This is a genomic window from Mesorhizobium sp. M0119 (genome assembly GCF_040322615.1).
Lineage (GTDB): Bacteria > Pseudomonadota > Alphaproteobacteria > Rhizobiales > Rhizobiaceae > Mesorhizobium.
This window is the reverse complement of record NZ_JAMYTU010000019.1, coordinates 65,783-79,259: the sequence shown is the minus strand read 5'-3', so window position 1 is coordinate 79,259 and position 13,477 is coordinate 65,783. Positions and strand designations below refer to the sequence as shown.

The following is a 13,477-nucleotide window of genomic DNA, read 5'->3' as shown; positions in this document are numbered from 1 at the left end:
ACCTATCAACCGCCGGCCTTGGCCATCTCGAGCAGCATCAGCACGGTGCGCCAATTGCGCGCCGTGCCGGGCACCTTCAGAACGCGCGGGATGAGATTGGCAAAGACCGATTTGCCGAGCCCGTCGGGCGCATGCAGGTAGAGCACGTCGCCCTTGATCTCGAAGCGTTCGGGCCCGGTGCATTTTTCCGCCAGCCGAGCGATCTCCTCGGCGGTCGGCCGGCGCTCCAGCGCATAGGCGTGCAGCTTGGTCGGCTCGCCGGCCACTTCCGGATAGGGATTGTCTGCCGCCAGCCGCTCGAGCCAGCCGAGATCGCGCACCATGATGCGCGAATGGAACCCCCATTTCTTCTCGAATTCCGCTTCCAACCGCCTGGTCAGCGTCGCCGCATCGCCATCTGGCGACCGGAAGACGGCGTTGCCGCTCTGCACATAGGTGGCAACATCGGAGAAGCCGAGCTGCTCGAAGAATGACCTGAGTTCCGCCATCCTGACGATGCGGTTGCCGCCGACATTGATGCCGGAAAACAGAGCGATAAAAACCTTCGCCTGAGCGTTCGGAAGATCGTTGCTGCTCATATGATGAACCCGGCGAGCGTCTCGTTGTCGGTGATGTCCTGATAGTGGACACTCTCGGCGTCGAAATTCGCCTTGAGCAGGTCGAAATTGCGGCGGTCCTTGGTTTCGATGCCGATCAGCACCGAACCGAAATTGCGCGCCGATTTCTTCAGATATTCGAAGCGGGCGATGTCGTCGTCAGGGCCAAGCAATTCGAGGAAATCGCGCAACGCGCCGGGCCGCTGCGGAAAGCGGATGATGAAGTATTTCTTCAAGCCCTCGAAGCGCAGCGCCCGTTCCTTCACATCCGGCAGCCGCTCGAAATCGAAATTGCCGCCGGACACCACGGCGACGATGGTCTTGCCCCTGATTTCCTTCCTGGAAAAATCCTTGAGCGCATCGATCGCCAGCGCGCCGGCCGGCTCGAGCACGACGCCTTCGACATTGAGCATTTCGATCATGGTTGCGCAGAGCCGGTTTTCCGGGATCAGCCGCACGGTGTCGGCGGCAAACTCCCTGAGGTGGCGCAGCGGCTCGCGGCCGATCTCGGCCACCGCCGCGCCGTCGACGAAATTGTCGACCTTGGCGAGCTTGACCCGCTTTCCGGCGGCAAGGCTCTCGCTCAGGCTCGGGGCGCCGGCCGGCTCGCAAAAGACGAAACGTGTCTCGCGGTGCTGGTCGGCGAAATAATGGGTGACGCCGGCGGCCAGGCCGCCGCCACCGACCGGCAGCATGACGATATCAGCCATGCGCGCGCCGGGCATCTGGCCTGATATCTCGTAGGCGACGGTCGCCTGCCCTTCGATGATGTCCTTGTGGTCGAAAGGCGGCACCATGTGGGCGCCGGCAGTTTCGGTGAATTCGAGTGCGGCGCGATAGCAGTCGTCGAAGAAATCGCCAAACAGCCTGATCTCGACGAATTCGCCGCCGAACAGCCGCGTCTTGTCGATCTTCTGCTGCGGCGTCGTCACCGGCATGAATACAACGCCCTTTTTGCCGAAATGGCGGCAGACGAAGGCAAAGCCCTGCGCGTGATTGCCGGCCGAAGCGCAGACGAACAGCTCGGCAGCGTTGCCGGCGGCAAGCGTCTTGCGGAAGAAGTTGAAGGCGCCGCGGATCTTGTAGGAGCGCACCGGCGTCAGGTCCTCGCGCTTCAGCAGCACCCGCGCGCCGGTCTTCTTCGACAGATAGTCGTTTTCCTGCAGCGGTGTTTCAGGAAAGATCTCGCGGATCGCGGCAGCAGCGGCAGCGACGCGAGAGGAGAAACTGGTCATGGCAAGAGCACCCCACAGGCTAGGCGAATTCGGTCCCGCTATTGCATATCCGGCCTTGCGAAGCCATTGTCCGGCCACCCCGAAAGGGTGTCCCCAAAACCTCGTTGGCCGTTAGGAGCGTCTGTTCATGCCTGTCGCATCGGTGGCCCAGAAAACCGTGTCGCTGCCGGAGTTCGGCGAGCCGACGGTGATGCCACTGGTTACGCGCGCCACCTATGAGGCCCGCATCGCGGCACTGGTCGCGCGCGGCGGGTTCGATGCCTTCGTCGTCTATGGCGACCGCGAACATGCGGCCAATGTCGCCTACCTCTGCGGCTACGACCCGCGCTTCGAGGAGACGCTGCTGGTCATCGTTCCCGGCAAGCCGCCGAAACTGCTGGTCGGCAATGAGGGCTGGGCCTATGCCGAGATCTGCGACGGACCGTATGAGCGCGTGCTCTACCAGACGTTTTCGCTGCCGGCGCAGCCGCGCGACCGCTCGCAATCGCTGGCCGACATCCTCGTCGATTGCGGCCTGAAAACCGGCCAGCGCATCGGCGCCATCGGCTGGAAGCCGTTCGGCCCCGGCGATGCCGGTTTTGGCGAAACGACGCTCGACCTGCCGTCTTTCATCGCCGACACGTTGCGCAGCCTTGCCGGCGATAGGGGCGTGATCGTCAACGCGGCGAACCTTTTGATGAACCCTGCCGACGGCCTGCGCGCCATCAACGAGGCCGACCAGCTGGCCGCGTTCGAATTCGCCGCGACCTATTCCTCTCAGGGGCTGCGCAATGTGCTGCAAGGCATCGAACCCGGCATGACCGAATTGCAGGCGGCGCGGCTGATGGGCATCAACGGCCTGCCGCAATGCTGCCACCCGATGCTGTCGGCTGGCAAGCGGGCGCCCTATGGCCTACCAAGCCCGCGTCTTGACGTCATCAAGCGCGGCGACCCGATCACCATGGCCTACGGCATCCAGGGCTCGCTCAACGCCCGCGCCGGGTTTCTGGTCGAATATGCGGCCGAGCTTCCGAGGGGCATCCAGGACTATGTCGAGAAGCTGGTCGCGCCCTATTTCTGCGCCGTCGTCGACTGGTACGAGACGGTCGGCATCGGCGTCCCCGGCGGCGCGTTGTGGCAAGCGGTGCACGAGCGCATCGGCGATCCGTTCTTCGGCGTGTCGCTCAATCCCGGCCATCTCATCCATATCGACGAATGGATGCATTCGCCGGTATTTTCCGGCTCCGACATCAGATTGAAGTCGGGCATGGCCTTGCAGGTCGATATCATCCCGGCGACCGGCACCGATTACTTCACGACCAACATCGAGGATGGCATCGCGCTGGCCGACGAGGCGCTGCGCCAAGAGATCGCCGCGCGCTATCCCGAAGCCTGGCGCCGCATCGAGGCGCGCCGCGCCTTCATGACCGACGTGCTCGGCATAAGGCTGAAGCCGGAAGTGCTGCCGTTTTCCAACATCCCGGCCTTCCTGCCGCCGTTCTGGCTTTCGCGCAACACTGCGATGGCGGTCGCTAGGCGCTGAGCGCATTTCGGCGCCTGCGACTTACTTCCGCCGCACTTCGCCTGTCCGGGAGGTGCGGCGGAGGTGGATGGGCCTTTGGTTAGGCCGGAGTGGAATTGTTTAAGTGCCCTTGAAGACGATTTGCATCATTGTCCTTGCCGCGCTGCTCGCCGGCTGCGGCGGCCGCCAAACCGAGGAACTGCTCGGCAGCGCCATGATGGCGGTGCCGGTGACGGAAATCGCCGGCAACCACTCGATCTTCATCGCCACCACGCGCAAGCGCTCCGACGATCCCAACAAGGTCTTCGACGGCGAGCGTTCGGCGACGCTGAACTATGCCCGCGTCAACGTCACCGTCCCCGGCATCCACAAGACAGGCCAGATCGAGCGGCGCTCGCGCGGCAAGTCGGACGATCCGGCCAAATACTTCATGGCTTCCGAGGTCGTCGGCTACGACACCCAGCCGAAATTCTCCAGCGCGCTCAGCGCCGACATCGCGGCGCGCGGCGGCCGCGTCATGGTCTTCGTCCACGGCTACAACACCGGCTTCGACGACGCCGTCTACCGCGTCACCCAGATCACCCATGATTCCGGCTATCCGGGAACGCCGGTGCTGTTTTCCTGGGCGTCGGGCGCCAAGACCACCGACTACGTCTACGACAAGGAAAGCGCCAGCGTTGCCCGCGACCAGCTCGAAGTGACGCTGAGAATGCTGGCGCAGACCGGCGCACGGCGCATCGACATCGTCGCCCATTCGCTGGGGACCTGGGTGACGATGGAAGCGTTGCGGCAGCTTGCCATCACTGGCGACCGCGACCTCGGCGGCAAGCTCGGCGACGTCGTGCTGGCCTCGCCCGACATCGACGTCGACGTGTTCAAGAGCCAGATGCGCCGCTACGGCAAGCCGGACAAGCCGTTCATCCTGCTGCTCTCCGACGACGACCGGGCGCTCAGGTTATCGGGCCTGATCGCCGGGGCGCGGCCACGCGTCGGCGACTACAAGAACGCCGCCGACCTCGCCAGCTATGGCGTGTCGGTCGTCGATCTCTCCAGCGTCAAGGGAGCCGACCGCTTCAATCACACAAAATTCGCCGACAATCCGCAATTGGTGCAGTTGATCGGCCAGAAGCTGCGCGAGGATGACGGGTTTGCCAGCGACCGCGAGGTGACCGACCGGATCGCCTCGGTCGGACAATAGCTGCATTGCGCGGCAGTCATTTATTGACCCTTGCCGCGCCACAGTTTGAACTGGACGGTGCCGGCCTCTGCCTCTATCGAATAGGCCAAGACGTCTCCGGCTCGACGTCGCCTTTGCGGGAGCCCGCGTGATCGTGCCTTCGAAGATCTTTCTCGTCGTTGCGTTCGCGCTCGCGGTTACCGGCTGCGCCGGCCAGAACACGCACGATCTGCTCAACAAGACGACGATCACCGTGCCTGCTGCCGACATTGCGGCGACGCACAAGATCTTCGTCGCCACAACCCGGCAAAAGGCGACGAAAGAGCCCCGGCAGGTGTTCGACGGCGACCGCTCGCCGAACACCAGCTTTGCCAGCGTCGAGGTGACCGTGCCCAAAGTCCACCAGCTCGGCGCCATCGAGCGGGTCAAAGGTTCCGCCAACAGCAATCCGGCGAAGGATTTCACGGCGACCGGCGTCACCTTCTACGAAGGGGCCCCGCAATTCGCCAAGGCGGTCGGCGCCGATATCGCGATGCGCGGCGACCGCGCGCTGGTTTTCGTGCACGGCTTCAACAACGGCTTCGACGACGGCATCTACCGGCTGACGCAGATCGCGCACGACACCAAATACCCGGGCACGCCGGTGCTGTTTTCGTGGGCGTCGAGCGGCAAGACCACCGGCTACATCTACGACAAGGAAAGCGCCAATGCGGCGCGCGACGATCTCGAAGCGACGCTGCGCATGCTCGCCAAGAGCCGCGCCAAGAGCATCGATATCATCGCCCACTCGATGGGAACCTGGGTGACCATGGAAGCATTGCGCCAGCTTGCCATCACCGGCGAGCGCGACCTCGGCGGCAAGCTCGGCTATGTCATCCTTGCCTCGCCCGACATCGACGTCGACGTGTTCAAGAAGCAGATGATCCGCTACGGCAAGCCAGACAAGCCGTTCGCCGTGCTGCTTTCGGGCGACGACCGGGCGCTCAGGCTGTCGACCCTGATCTCCGGCGACAAGCCGCGCGTCGGCGACTATGGCGACGCGGCCGACCTCGCCAGCTATGGCGTCTCGGTGGTCGACCTGACCAAGACCAAGGGCGGCGACCGGCTGAACCACGCCAAATTCGCCGACAACCCGTTCCTGGTGCAGCTGCTCGGCGACCGCCTGCGCGCCCCGGCGGGCCTCGCCTCCGAAGAGACCGCGCCGGCCCAGCTCGACAATCTCGGCCAGGGCCTCGGCAAGGCCGTCGGCTCGGTCGCCGAAATCGTCATCACCACGCCGTTCAAGGTGCTGACCATCGCCACCGGCGGGTGAGCGATCGCTGAGCGGTCACTGTTAACGTCAGTTCGGAACAAAGCGCACGGCAGGGATCCTTCGCGCCCCCCTCTGTCCTGCCGGACATCTCCCCCGCTTGGGGGGAGATCGGCCGCCACTTTCGGCTTTCGCCAATCTCCAACTTTGACAACAACGCGCTGTCGACGAAACTGCCAATCTCCCCCCCTGAGGGGGAGATGTCCGGCAGGACAGAGGGGGGCGCTGTCCCTCCAGCGTTCAAAGGGTCTTCAAACGAACAGATCGACCTTCTGAAAAGTCGTCACGTCGATCAGGCCGACGTCCGAAATCCTGAGCTCCGGGATGACGACCAGCGCCAGCAGCGAGTGCTGCATGTAGGCGTTGTTGAGCGAGCAGCCCATCTGGCGCATGGCGTCGCTGAGTTTGTCCGCCTTGGCGGCGACGATTTCCGCCCGCTCATCCGACATCAGCCCGGCGATGCGCATTTCGACCAGCGCCAGTTCCTTACCCTTGGAGAACAGCACGACGCCGCCGCCGACCTCGCCCAGCCGGTTCACGGCCAGAGCCATGTCCTGCTTGTTGGTGCCAACGACGATAATGTGGTGGGCATCATGCGCCACGCTGGAGGCCATGGCGCAGTCGCCGATATAGCCGAAGCCGGAGACAAAGGCGTTGGTGACGCCGCCGGTGCCCTTGTGGCGCTCGACCAGCGCGATCTGGCAGACATCGTTGCGGCGGTCCATGGCGACCAGCCCGTCCTCGACGGCAAGATCGGCCTCCAGCGCCCGCGTCGGCGCCTGGTTCTCGATGACGCCGATGACGCGCACCCGCACCTCGTTGGCGCCCATGGGTGCCGCGATGTCGAAATCGCCGGGTTTGAGCTTCTTGCCGAGCTTGACGGTGTTCTTCGCTGTCCTCGGATAGTCGTAGGCCGGAATGTCGATTTCGAGCTTGCCGCCCTTGGCCAGCCTGACGCCGCGGCCATAGACCTCGTCGATGGTCATTTCGGCCAGGTTGGAAACGATCAGCAGATCGGCGAGCCGACCCGGCGCGATCGAGCCGATCTCGCGCTCCAGCCGGAAATGCTGGGCGGTGTTGAGTGTCGCCATCTGGATTGCCGTCACCGGCTTCAAGCCCTGGCTGATGGCGTGGCGCACGACCCGGTCCATGTGGCCTTCGTGCACCAGCGTGCCGGAATGGCTGTCGTCGGTGCACAGGATGAAGTTGCGCGGGTCGAGGCCGCTCTCGGTCACCGCCTTGATCTGCGAGGCGACGTCGTACCAGGCCGAGCCCAGCCGCAGCATCGCCTTCATGCCCTGGCGGACGCGGGCGATGGCGTCCTCGGCGCGCGTGCCTTCGTGGTCATCCTCCGGGCCGCCGGCGACGTAGCCATGGAACGGCAGGCCGAGATCGCGCGAGGCATAGTGCCCGCCGACGGTCTTGCCGGCCCTCACCGTCGCGGCGATCTCGCCCGACATCACCGGATCGTTGGCGGCGACGCCCGGAAAATTCATCACCTCGCCGAGCCCGATAATGTTCTCCCAGGTCATCGCCTCGGCAACATCGGCGACGGTCAGCTCGGCGCCGGCATGCTCGAGCCCCGGGGCGGAGGGCACACAGGACGGCATCTGGACATGCACGTTGACCGGCATGGCGACCGCCTCGTCATGCATCAGCCGCACACCCTGAAGGCCGAGCACGTTGGCGATCTCATGCGGATCGATGAACATCGAGGTGGTGCCGTGGGGGATCACCGCGCGGCAAAATTCCGTCACCGTCACCATGCCGCTCTCGACATGCATATGCGCGTCGCAAAGCCCCGGCACCAGATAGCGGCCGCCGGCATCCACCACCTTGGTGCCCTGGCCGATGGCGTGGCCAGCATTCGGCCCGCAATAGGCAAAGCGGCCGCCGGTAATGGCGATGTCGGTGCCGGCGATGATCTCGCCGGAATGAACGTTGACCCAGCGCCCGTTGCGGATGACGAGATCGGCGGGTTTGCGGCCCATGGCAACATCGACCAGATGCGTCGCCATCTCGGCCCAGGGTTTTGGTTTCGTCGCATTGGCGGTCTTCGGCATCAACAGGCTCCTCTTTGCCCGACTGTGCCAAGCCGCGAGGATTTTGACCAGCGAGGAAGTAAGCGCCGACGGCGAAACTGCCGATCTCCCCCCTCGAGGGGGAGATGTCGCCGAAGGCGACAGAGGGGTCGGGACGTCCTGACGCGAACCGTTACCGCGAACAAAACAGGCTGGCGCTCGACGCGCGACGACCCCCTCTGGCCTGCCGGCCATCTCCCCCTCAAGGAGGGAGATTGATGCCACCACGGCCTTCGCCAATCGCCAACGGCATTTTGTGCTGGCCGCAGCAACTTTGTTCTTGCTTTGTGCCGGCAGCTATGCTATTAATTTGGGTATGGTGCTAATTGGCTCCAACGACCCGCCTACCGAGGCGGGTTTTTTGTTTCGGCGCCATTCATGGCAATATGGCCCAAGCGGAATACGATTCCGTTGCGGCCAATCAGCTTTTGCCGCGTTAGCGGACCTTACTGAATCGACGGTCGCGCAGTTTGACGCACTCCATCGTTCGAGCCTTCAGCCGGTTCGATCAATTCGATCCCGAACTGTCACTTCTTGCTCGGATCGTCCGCCGGGTTGACGTAAGTGATCTTGAATGGGCCCTCGCCATGAACCTGGATGATCGTGTCGCTTGTCGTCCAAGCGAAGTGATTCATTCCGGCCGGCGCGACGCCGAAGCCGCCAGCAGTCAGTTCGACACCTTTCGCCTCATCGAGCTTATCGCCCATTCCAATATGGAAGTTGCCGGAAACCACCGTTACGTATTCCGTGGTGGGATGATTATGTGCGGCAATTTTGTAGCCGGCGGGTGTCTTCAACCGCAGCACATAGGCGCCGTCCTTTGAGGGATCTCCGGAGATAACAGCCATTTCCGCGCCAGCGGGAATGACAGCAGGAGCAGGACCCCATTTGATGTCTTTGGCGTTCATCGGCATCTCATCGGCAAACAGAGGCGCCGTCCCAACAAGCAGCAGTGCCAGGGCAGAGGCAAGCTTGAGCATGACAATCTCTCCAGTGGTTCGTAGAGGACGGCGTCCAGTATCGGCGCGCTGATCCACTTGCCAATTGGAGTCTATCAGAGCAGAGCGCCCGAACGCATCCTGCGAACGGGGGAGGCGCATTCGCGGTAGCCGCGGAAGTTGCCGCTAAAAAACATTTCCAGGTGAAACGATTTTGTTTGTATCACTGTAGGTGATCGGCCCTCGCTAGCTTCCAGTGCCAGATTTGTCGACGGCAGAAGACGGCTTGACGGCCTTTGGCTGGCGGCTGAAAAGGGCTGGCCTGCGGACGTGGCGGAATTGGTAGACGCAAGGGACTTAAAATCCCTCGATCTCTGATCGTACGGGTTCGATTCCCGTCGTCCGCACCAGATTGGTCTTCGTTTGATACCCTTCGTAACTGGAGACCAGGCCGCTCGACCCGGTTCTGGCCGCCTCACCTCCCGATCGGGTTCAGCTTCAAATGCTGGATCAGGATGATCGTCTTGGCGTCGATAATCCGACCGTCGTGGATGCCGGCCAGCGCCTCGTCGAGCGGCATTTCCAAAACCTCGATGTCCTCGCCTTCGTCATGGGCGCCGCCACCGTCGGAAATGCGATCGGCGGGCGAATAGCGGGCGACGAAGAACCAGAGCCGCTCGGTTACGCTGCCGGGGCTCATATAGGGCGAAAACAGCCGCTGCACGTCCTCCAGGCGGTAGCCGAGTTCCTCCTCGGCCTCCTTGCGGATACAGGTTTCGGGATCGTCTTCGTCGAGCAGACCGGCGCAGGCCTCGATCAGCGGCTCCTTGTGGCCGGTGACGTAGGCAGGGTAGCGGAACTGCCGCACCAGAAGCACCGTCGAGCGGTCGGGATCGAAAGGCAGGATCACCGCGCCGTCACCGCGATCGTAGGTCTGACGGGTGTGCGTTTCCCATTTGCCGTCGCGCCGGCGATAGTCGAAGACGGTTTTTTTCAAAACCGCCCATTCGTCGGAAAGGACTTCCTCAGAGCGGATGCGAATGCGATCTTCCATGGTGGACTCCCTGCTGCCGCGGCAAGGCGTAGCCGCGAACGGCGGTTCGTGCAATCGGGTCACCAATTGGTCCAGTGCGCCGGTTCACCCTCTCGTGTCTGGCGCATCGGCAAGTGCCTGCCTAAATATCGGCAACCCTTTCCGGAGTTTTTTATGACCTCACCGCTTTTCCAGCCGATCACCCTCGACGGCCTCACCTTCCCCAACCGCATCGCGGTCGCGCCGATGTGCCAGTATTCGGCCGAGGACGGCTCGGCCAGCGATTGGCACATCTATCACTGGATGAACCTGGCGATGTCGGGCGCCGGCATGGTCACCGTCGAGATGACCGATGTCGAACGGCGCGGCCGCATCTCGCATGGCTGCCTCGGCCTCTATTCCGAAGACAACGAGGCGGCGGCGCGACGCACGCTGGATGCAGCCAAGCGGGTCGCCGCGCCGGGGACGAAATTCGGCACGCAACTTGCGCATGCCGGCCGCAAGGCGTCGAACCGCAAACCCTGGGAAGGCGGCGGACCTCTGACCGCCGATCAGGACCCGTGGCCGATCGTGTCGGCGTCGGCGATCGCCTACGACACCGGCTGGCAGGTGCCGCAGGCGCTGGAGGATGACGAGATCCTGCAAATCATCGAACGCTTCGCCGAAGCGGCCCGGCGGGCCGAGCGCGCCGGCTTCGACTTCATCGAGCTGCATGCCGCGCATGGCTATCTAATCTTCCAGTTCCTGTCGCCGCTCTCCAACCAGCGCACCGACCGCTGGGGCGGCTCGCTGGAAAACCGCATGCGTTTCGCCGTCGAGATCGCCAAGGCGGTGAAGAAGGCGGTGCCCAGGCTGATGCTGGGCGCGCGTCTGTCGATCAAGGAATGGGTCGATGGCGGCTTCGACGTCGAGGATGCGATCGAAGTGGCAAAAGCGCTGAAGGAAGCCGGCGTCGCCTATCTCTGCTGCTCGAGCGGCGGCAATTCGCCGTTGCAGAAGCTGCCCTCCGGGCCCGGCTACCAGGTGCATCTGGCCGAAGCGGTGCGCAAAGCCGTCGGCATCCCGACGCGGGCCGTCGGTCTGATCGACGATCCGAAACAGGCCGAGGCGATCGTTGCCGACGGCCGCGCCGACATGGTGGCGCTGGCGCGCGCCTTTCTTGCCGATCCGCGCTGGGGCTGGCGCGCCGCGGCCACCTTCGGCGAAAAAATCCACCCGGCGCCGCAGCTTGCCCGCTCGGTGACAACGATGCAGCATTGGATGAAGGCGGCGAACTGACGGCGGGTTCTCACCTCGCTGGGCGGGGTATCACAGCTTCGCTTTGATCCTCTGCCGGTGTAGAGTGGCCGGGGCCGCGGCTGGGCGCGGCGGGTTGGGGGAGCAGGGACATGTCGTTCAGGGGGATTTCCATTGCGGCTGCCGCCGCGGTTTTGACCGGGCTGTCGTTCGCCGCACCGACGCCGGCCGGGGCGCAATATTGCGAAGGTACGGTGCACGGTCTTTCCAGGCACTACAATCTGGCGACGGGAAGCGGCTTTCTCGCCGTTCGAGCCCGACCGAACTCGTCGTCGCGCATGATCGGGCAATTGTTCAACGGCGACCAAACCGAGATCTTCGACCGCCGCGGAAACTGGTACAAGGTCGATTTCGGCGGCCGCACCGGCTGGGCGAATGCACGCTGGCTGCGCAACGACTGCGGCTATTGAGCTATATTCGCCTGAGCTAACATAGCAGTTGCAACCAAATCGGCCGCTCCGCGTTGGCGGCGATGATGGACAGCAAGCCATTTGAAAAGCCGGTCGTGGTCGAACTCGGCCATGTCGGCAAGTATCGCCATATCCGCAGCGCCCAGGAGGCGGCGGAGTGCCTGATGACGGTCTGGCCACTCAATCGCGGGCCGCGTCATCGTGATGCCCTCGACACTTGCCTAAAAGTGCTGGAAGGTTATCGTTCGACGGCGGATGCGCGCCGGGCACTGATCGAAGCCGCCAGGGAATCGGACGTGCTGGTCGCAGACGACAGGCTGCCAGACGACAGACTGGCCGACGACAGGCTGCATTGAGGCAACGGGCTTTCAACCGGAGGGTTTCATGGCGAAACTGACCTACAAGATCGTCGAGCATGACGGAGGCTGGGCCTACAAGGTCGGCTCGACATTCTCCGAAACGTTCCCTACCCATCAGGACGCGTTGCGTGCCGCCGAGATCGCTTCGGCCGAACAGCAGGTCGCCGGCAACACCGACGGCATCCAGTACGAGGACGCCGACGGCAAATGGCACGACGAGCTCGCAGACGGCCGCGACCGGCCGCAGACCGAGGTTTCGGATTAGGGTGCGATATCCAGGTGATGCCGGCGTGCTTTACAGGTCGGTTTGGTAGCGCTACCGTCTCACATCGCGCGTGACCGGGGAGGAGCCTGGGCGCTGTCGCGGGCCAGGCAGGAAAGCGGTTTCCTTCGAAGTCGTTGCAGGAATCAATCGGGAGGAGATCGATGGCGTCTGTCGCAATCGGCGATGTCTACAAATCATTTGGGACCGTCGAGGTCCTGCACGGGGTCAGCGTCGACATAAACGACGGCGAGTTCGTCACGCTGGTCGGTCCTTCGGGTTGCGGAAAGTCGACCCTGCTCAGGATGATCGCCGGCCTGGAAAAGATCTCGCGCGGCCAGATCGCGATTGGCAAACGTGTCGTCAACAACGTTGCGCCAAAGGAGCGCGACGTCGCCATGGTCTTCCAGAACTATGCTCTCTACCCGCATATGACGGTCGCCGAGAACATGGCGTTCTCGCTGATGCTCAAGGGCGTTCCCAAGACGGAGAGCGATGCCGGCGTGCGGCGCGCTGCCGAAATCCTGGGACTGGTGCCGCTGCTCGATCGTTATCCGCGCCAGCTTTCCGGCGGCCAGCGCCAGCGCGTCGCCATGGGCCGGGCGATCGTGCGTGACCCGCAGGTTTTCCTGTTCGACGAGCCGCTGTCCAATCTCGATGCCAAGCTCCGGGTGCAGATGCGCGCCGAGATCAAGGAACTGCACCAGCGCCTGAAGACGACGACAGTCTACGTCACCCACGACCAGATCGAGGCGATGACCATGGCCGACAAGATCGTCGTCATGCATGACGGCATCGTCGAGCAGATCGGGCCGCCGCTCGAACTCTACGATCGGCCGAACAACCTCTTTGTCGCCAGCTTCATCGGCTCGCCCGCCATGAACATGCTCAGGGGCGAGATCGTAACCGACGGCTCGCCGTCGTTTCGCGGCGCCGGCGGGATTTCAGTCCCGTTGGCCTCGGCCCTTTCCATCGGCAATGGTGAGCCGGTCGTGCTGGGAATACGGCCCGAGCATTTACGGCTGTCCGACCACGACGGTATTCCGGTCACCGTCGTGGTGGTCGAGCCGACAGGGTCCGAAGTGCAGCTCATCGGCCGCACCGCCGGCGGCGAGGAGATCGTCGCCAATTTCCGGGAACGCCATTCCTTCACGCCGGGCGAAACCATCCGGCTTACGGCCGAGCCTGGCCTCATCCATCTCTTTCACGGCAAAACCGGACAGCGGTTCGAAACACCCATCGAGCAGTAGGACGGCAAGGACAATAAGCAGGAGGAAGCG

At 63.6% G+C, this 13,477-nt stretch carries 13 protein-coding genes and 1 tRNA gene; 9 read left to right on the top strand and 5 right to left on the bottom strand.

What is annotated here, in order from left to right; translation table 11 throughout:
- Positions 1-5: 5 nt before the first annotated feature.
- Together NKJ40_RS18900 and ilvA are read right to left on the bottom strand one after the other, a co-directional pair.
- A complete protein-coding gene (locus NKJ40_RS18900; RefSeq protein ID WP_352467315.1) occupies positions 6-578 on the bottom strand; it encodes a DUF1697 domain-containing protein in 573 nt (190 codons plus the stop codon).
- Positions 575-1,831 (bottom strand): threonine ammonia-lyase IlvA, encoded by a 1,257-nt coding sequence (gene ilvA / locus NKJ40_RS18895; RefSeq protein ID WP_352467314.1) that lies wholly within the window; start codon positions 1,829-1,831, stop codon positions 575-577. The genes NKJ40_RS18900 and ilvA overlap by 4 nt, the downstream gene beginning before the upstream one ends.
- Positions 1,832-1,958: 127 nt before the next feature.
- Between ilvA and NKJ40_RS18890 the strand changes: the two genes are divergently transcribed.
- The 3 genes from NKJ40_RS18890 (at position 1,959) to NKJ40_RS18880 (ending at position 5,821) form a co-directional block, all read left to right on the top strand.
- Positions 1,959-3,353: a hypothetical protein gene (locus NKJ40_RS18890; RefSeq protein WP_352467313.1), complete on the top strand. Its 1,395-nt coding sequence runs from the start codon at positions 1,959-1,961 to the stop codon at positions 3,351-3,353.
- 103 nt (positions 3,354-3,456) lie between these two features.
- Positions 3,457-4,530, top strand: coding sequence for an alpha/beta hydrolase (locus NKJ40_RS18885; RefSeq protein WP_352467312.1), 1,074 nt, complete (start codon positions 3,457-3,459; stop codon positions 4,528-4,530).
- A 127-nt stretch (positions 4,531-4,657) separates the two neighbouring features.
- Positions 4,658-5,821 carry an alpha/beta hydrolase gene (locus NKJ40_RS18880; protein ID WP_352467311.1) on the top strand — a complete coding sequence of 388 codons (1,164 nt, stop codon included), beginning with the start codon at positions 4,658-4,660 and terminating at the stop codon, positions 5,819-5,821.
- A 248-nt stretch (positions 5,822-6,069) separates the two neighbouring features.
- Here the strand turns inward: NKJ40_RS18880 and ade are convergent, their stop codons facing one another.
- Together ade and NKJ40_RS18870 are read right to left on the bottom strand one after the other, a co-directional pair.
- Positions 6,070-7,881 carry an adenine deaminase gene (gene ade / locus NKJ40_RS18875; RefSeq protein WP_352467310.1) on the bottom strand — a complete coding sequence of 604 codons (1,812 nt, stop codon included), beginning with the start codon at positions 7,879-7,881 and terminating at the stop codon, positions 6,070-6,072.
- Between the two features lie 545 nt (positions 7,882-8,426).
- Complete coding sequence (locus NKJ40_RS18870) at positions 8,427-8,879, bottom strand: cupin domain-containing protein (protein WP_352467309.1); 453 nt, start codon at positions 8,877-8,879, stop codon at positions 8,427-8,429.
- 282 nt (positions 8,880-9,161) lie between these two features.
- Here NKJ40_RS18870 and NKJ40_RS18865 point away from each other — a divergent pair.
- Positions 9,162-9,247, top strand: a tRNA-Leu gene (locus tag NKJ40_RS18865).
- Positions 9,248-9,312: 65 nt separating this feature from the next.
- On the opposite strand, the gene NKJ40_RS18860 is transcribed toward NKJ40_RS18865, so the two are convergent.
- The gene (locus NKJ40_RS18860; protein WP_352467308.1) at positions 9,313-9,891 is read right to left on the bottom strand and encodes an NUDIX domain-containing protein; all 579 of its coding nucleotides are present in this window, start codon (positions 9,889-9,891) and stop codon (positions 9,313-9,315) included.
- Between the two features lie 153 nt (positions 9,892-10,044).
- Here NKJ40_RS18860 and NKJ40_RS18855 point away from each other — a divergent pair, with 153 nt between their 5' ends.
- The 5 genes from NKJ40_RS18855 to NKJ40_RS18835 all read left to right on the top strand — a co-directional run bounded on the left by NKJ40_RS18855 (position 10,045) and on the right by NKJ40_RS18835 (position 13,447).
- Entirely contained in the window at positions 10,045-11,148 is a 1,104-nt protein-coding gene (locus NKJ40_RS18855) for an NADH:flavin oxidoreductase/NADH oxidase (RefSeq protein WP_352467307.1), read from the top strand.
- Positions 11,149-11,258: 110 nt separating this feature from the next.
- Positions 11,259-11,576, top strand: coding sequence for an SH3 domain-containing protein (locus NKJ40_RS18850; RefSeq protein ID WP_352467306.1), 318 nt, complete (start codon positions 11,259-11,261; stop codon positions 11,574-11,576).
- Positions 11,577-11,638: 62 nt separating this feature from the next.
- Positions 11,639-11,932 carry a DUF982 domain-containing protein gene (locus NKJ40_RS18845; protein ID WP_352467305.1) on the top strand — a complete coding sequence of 98 codons (294 nt, stop codon included), beginning with the start codon at positions 11,639-11,641 and terminating at the stop codon, positions 11,930-11,932.
- Between the two features lie 28 nt (positions 11,933-11,960).
- Positions 11,961-12,200 (top strand): DUF2188 domain-containing protein, encoded by a 240-nt coding sequence (locus NKJ40_RS18840; protein WP_023674770.1) that lies wholly within the window; start codon positions 11,961-11,963, stop codon positions 12,198-12,200.
- Between the two features lie 161 nt (positions 12,201-12,361).
- Positions 12,362-13,447 carry an ABC transporter ATP-binding protein gene (locus tag NKJ40_RS18835; protein ID WP_352467304.1) on the top strand — a complete coding sequence of 362 codons (1,086 nt, stop codon included), beginning with the start codon at positions 12,362-12,364 and terminating at the stop codon, positions 13,445-13,447.
- Positions 13,448-13,477 lie beyond the last annotated feature (30 nt).